15 protein-coding genes, 1 tRNA gene and 1 pseudogene are annotated in these 16,117 nt (G+C 48.5%); 10 read left to right on the top strand and 7 right to left on the bottom strand.

The genetic code is table 11. From position 1 onward, the window contains the following. Positions 1-137: 137 nt before the first annotated feature. Positions 138-302 (top strand): annotated as a pseudogene (locus IE082_RS09210) (TRAP transporter large permease subunit); the annotation flags it as partial. A 98-nt stretch (positions 303-400) separates the two neighbouring features. Here the strand turns inward: IE082_RS09210 and lysA are convergent. Both lysA and IE082_RS09220 read right to left on the bottom strand, forming a co-directional pair. Beyond that, on the bottom strand, positions 401-1,663 hold the full coding sequence (lysA, locus tag IE082_RS09215; protein WP_189493635.1) for a diaminopimelate decarboxylase: 1,263 nt from the start codon (positions 1,661-1,663) through the stop codon (positions 401-403). Between the two features lie 12 nt (positions 1,664-1,675). Beyond that, the gene (locus IE082_RS09220; RefSeq protein WP_189493636.1) at positions 1,676-1,825 is read right to left on the bottom strand and encodes a hypothetical protein; all 150 of its coding nucleotides are present in this window, start codon (positions 1,823-1,825) and stop codon (positions 1,676-1,678) included. Positions 1,826-1,958: 133 nt separating this feature from the next. Here IE082_RS09220 and cyaY point away from each other — a divergent pair, with 133 nt between their 5' ends. The 4 genes from cyaY (at position 1,959) to IE082_RS09240 (ending at position 6,987) form a co-directional block, all read left to right on the top strand. Continuing rightward, positions 1,959-2,255 carry an iron donor protein CyaY gene (gene cyaY, locus IE082_RS09225; RefSeq protein ID WP_189493637.1) on the top strand — a complete coding sequence of 99 codons (297 nt, stop codon included), beginning with the start codon at positions 1,959-1,961 and terminating at the stop codon, positions 2,253-2,255. Positions 2,256-2,270: 15 nt separating this feature from the next. Then, positions 2,271-5,711: a UvrD-helicase domain-containing protein gene (locus IE082_RS09230; RefSeq protein ID WP_189493638.1), complete on the top strand. Its 3,441-nt coding sequence runs from the start codon at positions 2,271-2,273 to the stop codon at positions 5,709-5,711. A gap of 147 nt (positions 5,712-5,858) precedes the next feature. Continuing rightward, positions 5,859-6,065: a YgaP family membrane protein gene (locus tag IE082_RS09235; RefSeq protein WP_189493639.1), complete on the top strand. Its 207-nt coding sequence runs from the start codon at positions 5,859-5,861 to the stop codon at positions 6,063-6,065. A gap of 343 nt (positions 6,066-6,408) precedes the next feature. Then, positions 6,409-6,987, top strand: a complete 579-nt coding sequence (locus IE082_RS09240) for a hypothetical protein (RefSeq protein ID WP_189493640.1) — start codon at positions 6,409-6,411, stop codon at positions 6,985-6,987. 71 nt (positions 6,988-7,058) lie between these two features. Here the strand turns inward: IE082_RS09240 and clpX are convergent, their stop codons facing one another. The 4 genes from clpX to IE082_RS09260 all read right to left on the bottom strand — a co-directional run bounded on the left by clpX (position 7,059) and on the right by IE082_RS09260 (position 10,798). Beyond that, on the bottom strand, positions 7,059-8,366 hold the full coding sequence (clpX, locus tag IE082_RS09245; RefSeq protein ID WP_189493641.1) for an ATP-dependent Clp protease ATP-binding subunit ClpX: 1,308 nt from the start codon (positions 8,364-8,366) through the stop codon (positions 7,059-7,061). 25 nt (positions 8,367-8,391) lie between these two features. Next, a complete protein-coding gene (gene clpP / locus IE082_RS09250) occupies positions 8,392-9,027 on the bottom strand; it encodes an ATP-dependent Clp endopeptidase proteolytic subunit ClpP (RefSeq protein ID WP_189493642.1) in 636 nt (211 codons plus the stop codon). 261 nt (positions 9,028-9,288) lie between these two features. Next, positions 9,289-10,605 (bottom strand): trigger factor, encoded by a 1,317-nt coding sequence (gene tig, locus IE082_RS09255; protein ID WP_189493643.1) that lies wholly within the window; start codon positions 10,603-10,605, stop codon positions 9,289-9,291. A gap of 105 nt (positions 10,606-10,710) precedes the next feature. Then, positions 10,711-10,798: transfer RNA gene (locus IE082_RS09260), tRNA-Leu, on the bottom strand. Positions 10,799-10,963: 165 nt separating this feature from the next. On the opposite strand from IE082_RS09260, the gene msrB reads away from it, so the two are divergent. The 5 genes from msrB (at position 10,964) to IE082_RS09285 (ending at position 13,641) form a co-directional block, all read left to right on the top strand. Beyond that, complete coding sequence (gene msrB / locus IE082_RS09265) at positions 10,964-11,371, top strand: peptide-methionine (R)-S-oxide reductase MsrB (RefSeq protein ID WP_189493644.1); 408 nt, start codon at positions 10,964-10,966, stop codon at positions 11,369-11,371. A 111-nt stretch (positions 11,372-11,482) separates the two neighbouring features. Next, a complete protein-coding gene (locus IE082_RS09270) occupies positions 11,483-12,031 on the top strand; it encodes a septation protein A (RefSeq protein WP_189493645.1) in 549 nt (182 codons plus the stop codon). Further along, entirely contained in the window at positions 12,031-12,288 is a 258-nt protein-coding gene (locus IE082_RS09275; RefSeq protein ID WP_189493646.1) for a BolA family protein, read from the top strand. Before IE082_RS09270 ends, IE082_RS09275 begins: the two co-directional genes overlap by 1 nt. 57 nt (positions 12,289-12,345) lie before the next feature. Further along, entirely contained in the window at positions 12,346-13,149 is an 804-nt protein-coding gene (locus tag IE082_RS09280; protein ID WP_189493647.1) for a peptidylprolyl isomerase, read from the top strand. Positions 13,150-13,287: 138 nt separating this feature from the next. After that, on the top strand, positions 13,288-13,641 hold the full coding sequence (locus IE082_RS09285) for a DUF805 domain-containing protein (protein WP_189493648.1): 354 nt from the start codon (positions 13,288-13,290) through the stop codon (positions 13,639-13,641). 122 nt (positions 13,642-13,763) lie between these two features. Here the strand turns inward: IE082_RS09285 and IE082_RS09290 are convergent, their stop codons facing one another. Then, on the bottom strand, positions 13,764-16,094 hold the full coding sequence (locus tag IE082_RS09290; protein ID WP_189493649.1) for a ribonucleoside-diphosphate reductase subunit alpha: 2,331 nt from the start codon (positions 16,092-16,094) through the stop codon (positions 13,764-13,766). Positions 16,095-16,117: the final 23 nt, after the last annotated feature.

Raw genomic sequence — 16,117 nt, forward strand, 5'->3', positions numbered from 1 at the left:
ACAACTTGTTCCGACCGCATTCAGCACTGGGCGGCATACCGCCAGCATTGTTTGCAAAAGCTTTTTTAACACAATATGCCGCTTGAAGTTTCTAACTTAAACTGAATACACTTGCGGGAGGACGTCAAGGACGTCATGTCGGCCTCAATCTATATGTCGCCTCAGGCATCACGCGGCTGGGTTTAATGGATTTAACCAAAGCGGTTATGCCGTGGTTGCTGACTATGCTGGTCTTTTTGCTGCTGATTACTTATGTACCTGCATTGTCATTGTGGCTGCCTAAGTTTTTGGGTGTGATGTAACGACGAGTCACTCGATGGGCTTGCTTGTGAAAAAGGGCGATGTGAATACATCGCCCTTTCTTGCATAAAGCTATGGTGGGGTATTTTTTATATTTTTATTATAGCAATTGTTCATTGCCCCATAAGGAGTTAAGCGTGTCGCGCTGTCGAATCAAGTGGGTTTCTTGATTGTCAACCAAGACTTCGGCAGGTCGTTGGCGCGTGTTGTAGTTGGAGGCCATGGTCATGCTGTAGGCTCCTGCGCTTAAAATCGCTAAAGTGTCGCCTGCGGCGATGGCTAACTCGCGATCATGTGCGAACCAGTCTGAGGACTCGCAGACGGGACCGACGATATCGTAGTTTATCGCAGGCTCGTTGCGCACGGTGGTGTTGACGACTTGCATCCATGATTGATAAAGTGCTGGGCGGATGAGGTCGTTCATACCTGCGTCAACGATGGCGAAGTTTTTGGCTTCGGTCGGTTTGAGGTATTCGACATTGGTCAGCAGCAGGCCCGCATTGGCCACGAGTGAGCGGCCTGGTTCAAACATGAGTGTGTGTTTGAAGCCTACATCACGCAAACCTTGCAGCGACTGTGCGATTAATTCAGAAGCAGCGGGAGGTGTTTCGTCTTTGTAGCGCACGCCCAAACCACCACCCAAATCAATGTGCTCAAGCTCAATGCCTCGGGCGGCTAATTTTTTGACGAGGTTAAATAAGCGATTTTGGGCATCTAGATACGGCGAGAGATTGGTCAGCTGTGAGCCAATGTGATAGTCAATCCCTGCAATTTTCAACCCTGATAATGATGCCGCGTGCATGTAGGCTGATTCGGCGAGGTTGTGGTCAATGCCAAATTTGTTTTCTTTTAGGCCTGTTGAAATATAAGGGTGCGTTTGTGCATCTACGTCGGGATTGATGCGCAATGAGATGGGGGCGCGTTTTCCCAAATGAGTCGCGATGTCGTGAATGCGGTCAAGTTCTGGCAATGATTCGACGTTAAAGCAGTGAATGCCTTGTTCCAATGCATAGGTGATTTCCTCAACCGTTTTGCCCACACCCGAAAACACAATGCGGTCAGCCGATGCGCCTGCTTTAATCACGCGAGCGATTTCACCTTTGGACACCGTGTCGAAGTACGCGCCGCGTTGGGCAAAAAACTGCAAAATCGCAAGGTTCGAATTCGCTTTGACGGCGTAGCAGATGTGAATGTTACGGTCAGCATTTGGGTGTTGCCATGCATCCCATGCTTGTTGCAGTGCTGCTTTTGAGTAGACGTATAAGGGTGTGCCGTACTCTTTGACTAAATGGTTGAGTGAGACGTTTTCGAGGTGCAGTTCGTTGTTTTTTTCGGACAGCGTGGGAATCGGGTAAGTTGTCATATGTAGAATGATTTATTGGGTAGGTGCAATCACAGGTGGCTGTGGTGTAGGAGGTGTATCACTTGGATAATACAGCGAGCTGCGATAACCACAGGCACTGCACAATAAAACTGTGCAAACCGAGAGTGCGAGCAAGCGCATCGTGCTGAGAGGGTTTCTCATATATAATTCCTTGGGTGGTGAGGCTCGGCAAAACGAGTATTATAGCGAATTATGTGGCGTCACCCAGCCAAAATTGGCTGCTGGCCACTGTATGTTGGTGACGCATTGAATTTTTGATTATTTTGAGATAACTATGACCGAATCCGAGTTTTTGCAACACGTTGACACCTTGTTTGTGCGAATCACTGAGCAAGCAGAGAATTTTAACGCCGACTGGGATGTGAGCCAGCACGGTGCTCTGCTCGAAATTGAGAATGATGATGGCGCAAAAATCATCATCAACCAGCAATTGGCGATGCAGGAGGTTTGGTTGGCCAGCCGTGAAGGTGGCTATCACTTTAAATATGTTGATGGTGCGTGGTTAAACACGCGCGATGATTTGAGCTTTGAGGTGTATTTGGACAAAGCCTTCAATTGGTTAAACGGCTGATGCAGCCTCTGTCTGATGCTTGCATCAGATGCTGTTTTATTCAAAAAATTGCGCCAACGCATGACTCAAGACTCTCCTTACTTTAAAAACAACACGGCGGTAGATGGTCAGACATTTAACCAGTCTGCGCTTGACCCTGCACGCAGCGTTTTAATCAAAGCCTGTGCAGGCAGTGGCAAAACGTGGCTGCTCACGTCGCGAATTGTACGTTTGTTGCTCGCTGGCGTGCCATCACACCAGATTCTCGCCATCACGTTTACCAATAAAGCCGCCCAAGAAATGCGCAACCGCGTCGGTGATGTCTTGCGTGAGTTGGCCGACGGCACGGATGATGCGGTGCTTGGGCAGCTCACCATGCGTGGTTTATCACTGGATGCTGCACATGAAGCTTTGCCGCGTGCACGTCGGCTGTATGACGAAGTGCTCGGTGCGGTGCAGCCGCTCCCAATTTATACCTTTCATGCGTGGTTTGCTCGATTGCTGCGTGCTGCACCGACAGGTTTGGCTGAGGTGGGGCGTTTGCGTGATGCAACGTTGAGTGAGGATGTGGCGAGTTTGCAGCAAGAGGCGTGGAATGACTTTTATGAGCTGTTTCAGACTGATGAGGTTTTACGGGCGCATTATTTGTCTTTGGTACGTCGTTTGGGGCAGCATTCGACGCAAGTGATTTTGGATAATGCGTTGAGCAGTGCCACAGAATGGCGGTTGTTTGAGACAAGCTGTGCTGAGCAAGGGATAGATGTTTTGGCGAACTTGGCTGCTGATTACCAAAATGATTTGGGCGTGTCGGTTGATGCGACAGCGGATGAGTTGTTGTCGGTGTGGCAGCAGGGTTTTTTTGCCAATCGTGCGTTTGAAACTTGGTTGAAGGTGTGGCAGTGTGCGCCCAGTAAGCCAACACAAGAAAAAATCCGTTTGCTGGAAACGGTGTTTGATATGTCAGATGCGCGTGAGCAATTTGCATACATTCAACCATATTTGGCCAAAGGAACAGGTACTTGGAAGGGGAATTTATTCACGGCCTCTTCTGCACAAAAAGCAATAGCTATCTTTGGCATTTCAGAGTCGGAGTTTGAAGCCATTAACGAGCAAATGGCGCAGGCGACGGCGAAATACTATGCGATGGAAAAAGACGCAGCTGCTTTTGCGCTGCACGTTGATATTGTGCCGTGTGTGCAAGCTTTGCTGCGGGTGTATGAAGCGGTGAAAGAACGGTCGGGGACTTTTGATTTTAATGATGTTGAGTACCATTGTTTGTCTCTGTTGTCGGACGAGCGTACAGCGGCGTATGTGCAGATTCAACTCGACGCACGTTATCAGCATTTATTGTTTGATGAGTTTCAAGACACCAGCCCACTGCAATGGCAGGTGATTCATGGTTGGTTGGCGGCTTATGGTGCTGATGAAAATCGGCCAAAGGTGTTTGTGGTTGGTGATTTGAAACAGTCCATTTATCGGTTTCGCAAAGCCGATGCGCGGGTGTTTGCCGCAGCAGAGCATTTGTTGACCACGCAGTATCAGGCTGATGTACTGGAGACGCACCTGACTCGTCGAAACAGCATTGCGGTGGTTGAGTGGGTTAATCGGGTTTTTGAGAGTGAAAACAGCCAATTGATGGGATTTAAAACACAGCAAACCACCAGTAAAGTGGCTGGGCATGTGGCCTGCTTGCAGGCAGAATTTACCTCATCAGAGGAAACAGAGGATTCTGAGGAGAAGTCACCGCGCGATTGGTTGCGCGAACCTCAGCACACCATTGAGGCGACGGAGCATGATGGTGAGGCGGCGCAGTTGGCCGCGGTTGTTGGTTCATTGGTTGGCCGATACGAGTTGGCCAATGAGGACGGCAGTACCCGTTTGACCGAGTTTAAAGACATCATGGTTTTGCTACAAAACCGTGTGCATTTGGCCGTCTATGAGCGTCAGCTGCGAGAAGCGCGAATTCCATTCATTAGCACGCGCAAAGGCGGCTTGCTCGATACGCTTGAGGCTTTGGATATTATGGCCTTGGTCGCATGGTTGATGGATGCACATGATGACTTGTCGTTGTTGCATGTGTTGCGCAGTCCTTTGGGTGGTGTGGATGAAGCCTTTGTCCAATTGCTGGTTGGGCGGCGGCGTGAGTGGGCTGAGTTGGGGCGTTCGGTATCGCTGTGGTGTGTTGGTTTGTCGGATGAAAGTATTCCGCGCCGAGCATTGTGGGAGCGATTGTCCAGTTGGCAGGAACGAGCACCAAACATGACGCCGCACGAAGTGATGGATATGATTTACCATGAGGCGGATATATTCCAATGCTATGCCAGTGTGACACCAGCGTGGCTGAATGAGCAAGTGCAAGCCAACCTACGCGCGTTTCTACACATGGCTTTGGCGCTGAATGCAGGACGTTATCCGAGCTTGTACCGTTATTGGCAAGCCCTAAAAACATGGCAACAACAAAGTAAAAATGCGCCATCCGAAGCGACGCCGATTGAGGCGACGAATGCTGTACAGGTGATGACGGCACATGGCGCGAAAGGTCTGGAAGCGCCAATTGTGATTTTGATTGATGTGAAAGAAACATCTGAGCGAGAGCGCGCTTACCACTGGTTAATTGATTGGCCGATTGATGCGTTGCGTCCTGCGCACGTGTCGTTGGTGGCCAGTGAGGCGTATCGAGGTCAGTGGCGCCAAGTGCGCTGGCAAGACAATGAAACCCGCGCGGCGATTGAAAAATGGAATTTGCTATATGTCGCGATGACGCGCGCGCAACAAACCTTGATTGTGAGCAGTGCGCAAAAAGAAAAGAAAACCAAAAAAGATACCGAGAGCGGCAAGCGTACGCTCTATGAGTATTTGCATGACAGTGCAAAAATGCTGGATGAAGCGTATCGTTTTGATTTGCCCATTATGGAGGGAGCGGAATTTTTGGCAGATAGTCCTTCGTCACCGACATCTTCACACATCAACCGCTATATTCAAATGATGAGCAGTGATGAGCTTGTTATTGCGGCGCAACCAATCAACGAGGAGCAGCCTGCTGCCCAATTGGGTATCCTTTGGCACGCTGTGATGGAGCACACCACGGACAATTGGCAGGCACCACGCTTGAGCGTCGCGGACGTCATGCAAAAGTACCGAGTACCATTCGATAATGCTCACGTCGTTGTGCAGTGGATGGAGAATGTCTGTGCTCAGCCAGAACTTCAAGTGTGGTTGAACCCCGTGTATTTTGATGAGGCTCACAACGAAACAATGATTGTGGATGCGACAGGTACGGTGAAGCGCATTGACCGTTGGGTGCGGCGAGGGATTGACATAACCGTTATTGACTACAAAAGTGACTGGCGCGAAGAGGATTTGCCGCTGTATCGTGAACAAGTGCAGAGTTATCAAACCCTACTGTCTCAGATGTATCCTCAGCATGACGTGTCTGGTGTTTTGATTCGTGCAGACGGTCGGTGGTTGCGGGTATAAAGCGGATGAAAATCAGGTGGGGATTCATAAAATAATCATGGATGCCAAGTGATTTCTTTTAACTAAAAAACACTTGCATTGGATGGTAAACGGCGTACAATTAATTTCACCGAGGTAAAATTTTTGTGAGCTTCTAAGGAGGTCATTATGGAAACGAATGTCGGTAAACTGGATTGCACCTTACGCGTACTAGTGGGTCTCTTGATGGTGATTTTTGCCGCAACAGAGATAATCGGCGCATGGGGTTGGTTGGGTTTGATGTTGATTGCAACAGGTGCGATGCGCTTTTGCCCAGTGTACACGTTGTTTGGTAAAAGCACGGAACGCATGGATAAACACAGCAAGCACAGTTGACCTAACCGCGCAATGGGGCGCGTTGAGTTGAACGCGTATTGTTCACTTTTTCGGTACAAACATTGTCGAAAGCTGTTGATACAATTTAATGTTTCATTTATGCGGTTTTTACCGCAATGCACTTTCCCCAGAAAAGTGCTGGTTCGGTCGCTCATCATTTCGTGATAGTCGTCACCATACCAAAACAGGCGAGCCAATTGGCTCGCCTGTTCTGTTTTGATTCGTGTACAGTGCTGGCGATTGTAATTATGGGGCAATGCGGAGTATGTGTGCTGTCGTGACGGTTGGCGTAATTGATAATTTTATGGAGTGGTGTGTGGGTATAAAGAACGTTTGGTCGAGAGTGTGCCAATATCATGTGTGGTGGTTGCTGTGGCTGTTGTGTTTGTTGATACTGTCTGTGGTTCGCTGGCGGCTTGGTGCCGTTGTGGAGTCTGAAGGACATGTGATTGAGAGTTTTGAGATTATTTTGATTTTTCTCATTATTTTGGCGGCTGGCTGGGCAGTATGGTCAACACCATACCCAAAATCTTTGGCATGGGTTTTTGTGGCTTGGCTATTTTTTACCGTGATTTTGAGAGAGCTGAGTAATAATGATTGGCAGCTACCTGCCTCAATGTTGGAGATTGCCAGTCAGAGACAGTGGCGACATGGTGTTACCTTTGTGGGGAGTGTGTTGGTTTTGTTGATGTTGGCGTACCATGGGCGCGCGCTTTGGCTTTGTCGACAGCGATTTTTTGCGTCAGATTTGCCAATGTTTATGGGGCTGTCGGTCGTGTCCGCTTTGATTCTGGCCCGTTTTTTTGAAATGAACATCTTGGGTATTGCGGCGTATGTTTTTTTTGAAGAGTTTTTTGAGTTGACCGGGTATTTTTGTGCATTATTGGGTGTGTGGGTGCATCGCAGATTGTTTTGCACGTAGGAGGGCGTCGGTTAACTGAGTGTGCTATATAAAAAATGACGGGCTTTTGGCTCGTCATTTTTTATAGGGTGTTATGAAGCGATTTGTTGAACGTGAACAGGGGCTGGCTTCTTCTCTTTTCTGCCTGCTTTGTCCTTGATGAATTCGGGATCGGCTTTTTCGGTAACCGTGTTTTCGTGTACCACTACCCCTGTGATGGCTGGTGAGGAGGGTAATTGGAACATGGTGTCGAGCAAGGTTTCCTCAACGATGGCACGCAGACCGCGTGCGCCTGTTTTTCGTGAGAGTGCTTTTTGAGCGATGGCCCTAAGGGCATTGTCTGTGAAAGTCAACTCCACATCTTCCATATCCAACAATGCAGTGTATTGTTTGACGAGGGCGTTTTTAGGTTGTGTCAGAATATTGATGAGGGCATCTTCGTCAAGGTTATTGAGTTTGGCGATGACAGGTAAACGACCAATCAATTCGGGAATCAAGCCGAACTTAATCAAATCTTCTGTCTGAATGTCACTAAAGAGCTCGCCTGTGGATTTTTGTTCGAGTTTGCGAACGTCTGCACCGAAGCCAATGCTGGTTTTTTCGGAGCGCTTTGAAATGACTTTTTCCAGTCCATCAAATGCACCACCGCAGATAAACAAGATATTTGAAGTGTCAACTTTAATAAAATCTTGATTGGGGTGTTTGCGCCCACCCTGTGGTGGAATAGATGCGACAGTGCCTTCAATCAATTTGAGCAAGGCTTGTTGAACGCCCTCGCCAGATACATCGCGGGTGATGGATGGGTTCTCGGTTTTGCGCGAAATTTTGTCGATTTCGTCGATGTAAATGATGCCTTGCTGGGCTTTTTCGACGTCGTAGTTGCAATTCTGTAACAGTTTTTGCACGATGTTTTCGACGTCTTCACCCACGTAACCAGCTTCGGTTAATGTCGTGGCGTCTGCCATTACGAATGGTACGTTGAGCAGGCGCGCAAGTGTTTGTGCCAGCAAGGTTTTACCTGAACCTGTTGGGCCGATGAGCAAAATGTTGCTTTTTGAGAGTTCAACATCTGTTTTTTTGCGATTTTTTAGATGGCGCAGACGTTTGTAGTGGTTGTACACCGCGACAGCCAATACGCGTTTAGCGTCGGTTTGACCAATGACGTAGTCGTTAAGTTTGTCTAATAACTCTTGAGGCACAGGTAAAGCGCTGCTTTGCTCAGAAGTACTATCATCTTGATTGGTGTCCGCATCAAGGATTTGGCCGCACAATGAGATGCATTCATCGCAGATATAGCCGTGCAGCCCTTCAATGAGCTTGTTTACTTCATGTTGCGGTTTGCCACAAAAAGAGCAGGAAGACTCTTTGCTGGTGGTTGGTTTTTTGGTTTTTTCGGTCATTATGTGTCTCGTGATACTTGAGCGTTTAGAGCGATGCGCGATCAGTCAGGATTTTATCAATTAAGCCGTATTCGAGCGACTGGTCGGCGGACAGCCAAGTGTCGCGGTCTGTGTCACGCTCAACTCGCTCAACAGGTTGACCTGAACGATCCGCTAAAATTTGGTTCAACTTCGCACGTAAAATTAAGATTTCACGAGCACGAATTTCAATATCTGAGGCCATCCCTTGTGCGCCACCTGAAGGCTGATGAATCATCACACGTGAGTTTGGCAAAGCAAAGCGTTTGCCAGGGGCGCCCGCCGCAAGCAAAATCGCCCCCATACTGGCTGCCATGCCCAAGCACATGGTTGAGACATCAGGCTTAATGAACTGCATGGTGTCATACAGTGCCAAGCCTGCTGATACAGAGCCACCAGGTGAGTTGATGTAGAGGTGAATGTCTTTCTCGGGGTCTTCGCTTTCGAGAAACAGCATCTGAGCGATGATGAGGTTCATGCTCTGATCCGTCACGGGGCCGACGAGAAAGACAATGCGCTCTTTTAGTAAACGAGAGTAAATGTCGAATGAGCGCTCACCTCGGCTGGTTTGTTCAACCACCATCGGAATGAGACCGAGGTTCTCTGGCTCTTGTGAGGCATTAAATTGGTTTGGGTAGCGCATGAGTGACTCCTGAATTCGGTATGAGCGTTTGATATGAGGCTTAAATGGTGAAAGACAAGGCTTGAACAGTCTGTAGAAGTTCTCTTGTTGACTGCTTTATATGTGTTTTGGGCACAAAAAAGCAGCGTGATACGCTGCTTTTTTGTGGTAATCGAACCAGCAGCCCATTCATCAAATGATGAGCAATGATAGCTCAAATTGGCATCGTGCGTACAAGTAAGCCCCAGCTTTTGTGAGGTCGCACTGGCTGATGCGATGTGCTTATCGATTTTGATTCATTAACTCTTCAAATGCTATATCTTTGGTCGTGACTTTGGCTTGCGCTTTGACCCAAGCAACTACATTGTCTTCCATCACAACTGCTTCGACTTCAGCCATGCGGTTGGCATCTGTCATGTACCATTTGACAAAACCTTGCGGGTCTTCGTAAGCGGCGGCGATTTGCTCGACTTGGGCTTTGACTTGGTCTGCTGTGGCGCGCAAGTCATGCTTTTTGACGATTTCGGCAATCAACAAACCGAGACGTACGCGGCGCTCTGCGCGGTCTTTGAACAACTCAACAGGCAACGCCATTTTGTCATCGACAGGAATACCGCGTTGACGTAAGTCGTTCTTTGCACCTTCTTGTAAGCGCTCGATGTCTTCGTTGACCAAGGCTGCTGGTACTTCAAACGATGCTGTTTTGATCAAGGTGTCCATGACGTTGTTTTTGGTCATGGCTTTGGTACGTTGGGCGATTTCGCGCTCGAGGTTGGTTTTGATGTCCAGCTTCATTTTTTCAACGTCGCCGTCAACCACGCCGAGGGATTTGGCAAATTCTGAATTGAGTTCAGGCAAGTGTGCTTGGCCGACTGATTTAACTGTCACGGTGAATTGAGCGGTTTTGCCTGCAACGTATTTACCATGGTAGTCCTCTGGGAATGGTAGGTCGAAAGTGCGTGATTCGCCAGCTTTGAGCCCTTCGATGGCTGTCTCAAACTCTGGCAACATGCGGCCTTGACCCAAAACGAACGGATAGTCAGTTGCTGAACCACCCGCAAATGCTGTGCCGTCGATTTGACCTTCAAAATCGATGGTGACTTGGTCTTCTTTGGCTGCGGCTTTGTCAACAGTATGGTAGTGAACGCGCTGTTGGCGCAACACATCCAACGTGCGTGTCACGTCGGCATCGGTGACTTCGCATTTGGCTTCTTCAATTTCAACGCCTTTGAGTTCGACATCCGCAATCTCAGGGTAGACTTCAAAAGTAGCTTTGAATGTGAGCTGGTCAGCAGAACCGTCGTCTTCTGGCTCAATGTTTGGCATACCTGCAACGCGCAAGTTTTCTTCAGTGGCTTTTTTGGCGAATTCTTCGCCGACTTGGTCATTCAAGGCTTCCCAGCTGGCTTGGCCGCCGTACATTTGTTTGACTTTGGCGAGAGGTACTTTACCTGGGCGGAAACCGTCAACCTTAACGGTTTTGGCCATGCGCTGTAGGCGTTTGTCAGTGGCTGCGTCAATGGCTGACTTGGCAACAACGATGTTCATCGTGCGGGTTAATGAAGAAGTCGTGGCGACAGTTTGAGTTTCTGCGGTCATGATGAACCTTTAATAAAAGTGAATCGTGTTGTTACAAAACCCCGTGTCAGTCGGCACACGGGGTTTGCGGTCATTGAGTCGATGCGCAACATCGGTACTCATTTTTGGTGCGAAGGAGGGGACTCGAACCCCTACACCTGTTTAGGGCGCCAGGACCTAAACCTGGTGCGTCTACCAATTTCGCCACCCTCGCTGTTTGTGGCAAGGTTAAAATACCAGCAAAATGCCAATATGCTTTAACCGAAAGCGCCTATTGTACTTTATTGTGTCGGGCTGTACAACCTCTGTCAGAAATTGTTAGGCGAATCGTCTAAAATTGAGGCAGTAATTAAAATGTGAAATAGCTTAGGAGATCATCATGAGTCAAAATGAAATTGATCGTGAACTGCTTGAACGTTTGGGCCCTTTGGCCTATCGAGTGACTCAAGAAAAAGGCACTGAACGACCATTTTCCAGTGAATTTGCTGAGAGTTGGCGTTCGGGGCAATATCACTGTGTGGTCTGTGATACGGTGTTGTTTGAGTCGGATAATCAATTTAATGCAGGTTGTGGCTGGCCAAGTTTTGATGCACCTGTGACTGAGGCTGCTGTCGCTGAACATCGCGATTTGTCACATGGCATGATTCGCACCGAAGTGGTGTGTCATGCCTGTGGTGCGCATTTGGGTCATGTCTTTCCTGATGGGCCGCCTGAGACGACGGGTTTACGCTATTGCATCAATGGTGCTGCGTTGAAGTTTGATGGGTTGGGTAATTTGGATAAATAAGTGATTTAAGTCTAACAATGTCGTATAAATAACGTTAAAATCGCAGTTTGCCCTTCTGTGAGTTGTTTGATGGATGAGTGAACCCGTTTTTTATTGGTGCATCAATTTAATATGACAAAGCTAATTATTGATTTATTTCCCGTAGTGCTGTTCTTTGTGGCTTACAAGGTCACTGACAACATATTCATTGCCACAGGTGTGGCCATCGCGTCGGCGATATTGCAGCTGATTTTGATGAAATGGAAAAAACTACCCATTGCACCCATGCACTGGGTGGGCTTTGTCATGATTGTGGTGCTCGGTTCTGTGTCGATTGCTTTTCGTGACCCTCGCTTTCTGATGTGGAAGTTCTCAGTGTTGGAGTGGTTGATGGGGGCTGCGATTATCATCGGACAGTATGTTTTTGGTAAAAACATGTTGCGTATTTTAATGGGCAACGAGCTTGAGCTTACAGATGAAGTGTGGAAAAAACTGGCGCTGATTTGGGCTTTGTTTTTCATTGGTTTGGGTACCTTGAATCTGTATGTGTTTACGAACTACACTGAGGCACAGTGGGTGAATTTTAAAACGTATGGTGTTTTGGCCGTCACCTTGGTTTTTTTGGTGTTGCAAGGCATTTGGCTAAGTCGTCATCTTCCTGCTGACACAGGAAAAATTTGATGGAAATTGAAGTCATCTTGCGCCAGCGATTAGTGGATTGTTTAAACCCTACAGAATTAAGCATCGTGAATGAATCGCATCTGCATGCAGGTCATGTGGGGGCAGCGGGCGGCGCACAGCATTTTGCCATCCGCATCGTTTCTCCGCAATTTGCGGGTATAAAACGAATGGCACAACACCGTCTGGTGTATGCAGCGGTCGCTGACCTGATACCGCACCCGATTCATGCTTTGCGCATTGATGCGAAAACACCGTGATTTGATTGTTTGACAGTAATTTTAAATTTTAACCCTTATCACTTGAAGGAGTGAGACATGAAAAAAAGCAGTATTTTGGTGACTTTGATTTTGGCGAGCACATTGACTTTAAGCGCCTGTGACATGATGGGCAAAAAGAAACCCGCCACAGAGCAACTGGTTAACGCTATTGTCAGCACCATGAGTGCTGATGGGCAAAAAGTAACTGATGAACAGCGCAAAAACATTGAAGATGCGTTGGCTATTCAGTCAGCTGTCGCTGAGGCTGCTCGCAAAGACAAACTCGATCAAGATGTGAACGTCAAAGCCTTAATTTCTTTACAAGAAGATCAGGTGTTGATGCAAGAGTACATGCGCAAAAAAATGGAAGCATTCAAGCCAACGGATACTGACTTGAAAGCTGTGTACGACAAGCAAGTGGGGCAGTTGTCTGAATACCACTTCCGTCATATTTTGGTCAAAACCGAAGACGAAGCCAAAGCCATCATCGAGAAGCTCAGAACAGGTGGCAACTTTGCTGAGTTGGCCAAACAGTCTATTGACCCATCGGGTGCCAAAGGTGGCGATTTGGGCTGGGCACCTTTGTCGCGCTGGGTTCCTGAGTTTTCTGCCGCTGGCTCAGCATTGAAGCCAAAAGAGTTCACTCAAACACCTGTTAAATCTCAATTCGGTTACCATGTGATTGAGTTGGTTGAGGCGGCTCGCACTCCTACAGACGTGCCGTCATTTGAAGCCGTTAAGACACAGTTGGTTCAAATGGCCAAGCAAGACTACGCGAAAAAACTCGAAGATGGCTTTAAGCCAAAGACTGAGACAAAAGCGGAAGCTAAAACCGACGACAAAGCCGCTGAAAAGAAATAACAGCTTTTCCGCAAACGTATAGCCTAAGCTAAGCCCCTGCCAAATAAGGCGGGGGTTTTCTTTTTAAAGAACGCTTTTATTTTAAAAGCTCATTGGCTTATCAGGCTCTTGTCGTTTTTGGCTTGAAACTTTGTGCTGATGCTGGCTTTTTTTGTGGTTGCATTGGTGGTTATGGTACCGCTGGGCGTATTCGCGAGTGGTGGTGCAGATGGTGGTATGGCGACATTGGGGATTTTGGGAGCGTTGCTGGTCTTTGCCTTGTCTATTGCCTACCTCGTGATTTCTGTGATTTTCATGGTGCGCCGTTTGCATGATTTGAATAAATCTGGGCACTGGCTGTGGTTATTTTGGTGCTCTATGCGATTCAAATGGTGTGTATGTTTAGTCAAATTGCGCCATCACGGTATTTTGGTTATAGATGTGGAGGCGGATCAGTTGCCTCTCGCTTTAATCAGTCAATACTTGCAACTTAAAGAGTCCGCACAAATATGAAACACGGACCAAAAAACGCCGAGCAAAATGCTCGGCGTTTTTGTTTTACGGGATGTGACTCTTGTCGTATCCAAGGGCGTGACGCACGTGCGCTTCTAGGATGCCTTGCGTGATTTTTCTGATTACGAACCGCAGGAAATACAGCCTTCTTCCATTGTGCACACCGCACCTTCGATGAGTTCCTCTTTTTTTTCCTCGGCTGCGACGGTGAATTGCACTGCTTGCGCGGCGGCTTTGGCTCGTAGGTAGTAAATGCCTGTTTTAAGCCCTTTTTGCCATGTGTAGAAATGCATGGAGGAGAGTTTGGCGATGGTGGGTTGCGCCATAAATAGGTTCATGGATTGGGATTGGCAGATGAATGCACCACGGTCGGCGGCCATGTCGATGAGGGTTTTTTGTTTGATTTCCCAGACGGTTTTGTACAGGGCTTTAATCGGCTCGGGGATGCGCGGGATGTCTTGGACGGAGCCGTTGGCGCGGATGAGGTCGTTGCGCATTTTGTCGTCCCAGATGCCAAGGGCGTCGAGGTCACGCAAGAGGTGTTTGTTGACGACGATGAATTCACCGCTGAGGACTCGACGTGTATAGATGTTGCTGGTGTAAGGCTCGAAGCACTCATTATTGCCCAATATTTGCGACGTCGAGGCGGTGGGCATGGGGGCGAGCAAGAGTGAGTTGCGCGCGCCGTGTTTGGCCAAATCTGTGCGCAGATCCTCCCAGTTCCAGTGAGGCGATGGGGTGATGTCCCATAAGTCGCACTGGAGTTTTCCCTGCGAGAGTGGTGAGCCTTCGTAGGTTGGGTAAGTGCCTTGCTCAGCGGCAAGGTCTATCGAAGCGCGTAACGCGGCGTAGTAAATCGTCTCGAAAATTCGCTGGTTGAGTGTCTGAGCCATTTCAGAATCAAAGGGCATCCGTAGTAAAATGAATGCGTCAGCAAGCCCCTGTACGCCAATGCCGATGGGGCGGTGGCGCATGTTTGAGTTGCGGGCTTCTTCAATTGGGTAGAGGTTTTTGTCGATGATTTTGTTGAGATTTTTGGTCGCGTGGTAGGTTACATCAAATAATTTTTGATGGTTGAATTGACTGCCCTCAACGAATTTCGGCAGCGCGATGGACGCGAGGTTGCATACTGCGACTTCATCGGGTGCTGTGTACTCGATGACTTCGGTACACAGGTTGGAGGATTTGATTGTGCCCAAATGTTGTTGATTGCTTTTGCGATTCGCGGCGTCTTTGTACAGCAGATACGGCGTGCCTGTTTCGATTTGTGATTCGAGAATGGCGAACCAGAGTTCTTGGGCTTTGATGACGCGGCGCGCTTTGCCCTCTGATTCGTAGCGGGTGTAGAGTGTTTCAAACGCCTCGCCCCAGCAGTCGTCTAAGCCTGGGCATTCGTGCGGGCAGAATAAACTCCATTCGCCATCAGCTTGTACACGCTGCATGAACAAATCATTCACCCACAATGCATAAAACAAATCACGTGCACGCAATTCTTCCGCACCGTGGTTTTTTTTCAGTTGTAAAAAGTCGAACACATCCGCGTGCCATGGTTCAAGATAAATGGCAAATGCGCCTTTGCGTTTGCCGCCGCCTTGGTCAATGTAACGTGCGGTGTCGTTGAACACTTTGAGCATGGGCACGATGCCGTTGCTCGTGCCGTGCGTGCCCGCGATGGTGCTGCCTTTGGCACGGATTTTGTGGATAGACAGACCGATGCCGCCCGCGTTCTTAGAGATGAGTGCGGTTTGCTTGAGTGTGTTGTATATGCCTTCGACTGAGTCATCTTGGACGGTGAGTAAAAAGCATGAGCTCATTTGCGGGTGTGGCGTGCCAGAGTTAAACAAGGTTGGCGTGGCATGCGTGAACCAACCCTCGCTCATGAGGTTGTAAGTCTCGATGGCCGATGCAATGTCGTCGCCATGAATGCCGAGCGCGACCCGCATGTACATGTGTTGCGGACGCTCGAGAATTTGACCATGCACACGTAGCAAATAGCTGTGCTCTAAGGTTTTGAATCCGAAGTAATCGAAATTAAAATCTCGGTCGTAAATCAGTGTCGAGTCGAGTAAATCGGCATTCGCTTTGACCGTGCCCAGCAATTCTTCGGTGATGATGGGTGAGTGTTTTTTTGTGTTGGCATCAACGTTATCAAACAGCTGCTGCATGGTTTGCGTGAATGATTTCGTCGTGTTTTTGTGCAGATTCGATACGGCGATGCGCGCGGCGAGTACGGCGTAATCGGGGTGGCTGGTTGCCATACTCGCGGCGGTTTCGGCGGCGAGGTTGTCTAACTCTGTGGTGGTCACGCCGTCGTACAGACCCGCGATGACTTTTTTGGCGACATCAATCGGCTCGATGCGCGGGTGCAGGCTGTAAGACAGTTTTGCGATGCGGGCGATGATTTTATCGAATTGGACTGGCTCTTGTTTGCCGTTGCGTTTGATGACGAACATAGGGTTTCCCTTCTTTGTGTAGA

Source organism: Formosimonas limnophila (assembly GCF_014652675.1).
Taxonomy (GTDB): domain Bacteria; phylum Pseudomonadota; class Gammaproteobacteria; order Burkholderiales; family Burkholderiaceae; genus Hydromonas; species Hydromonas limnophila.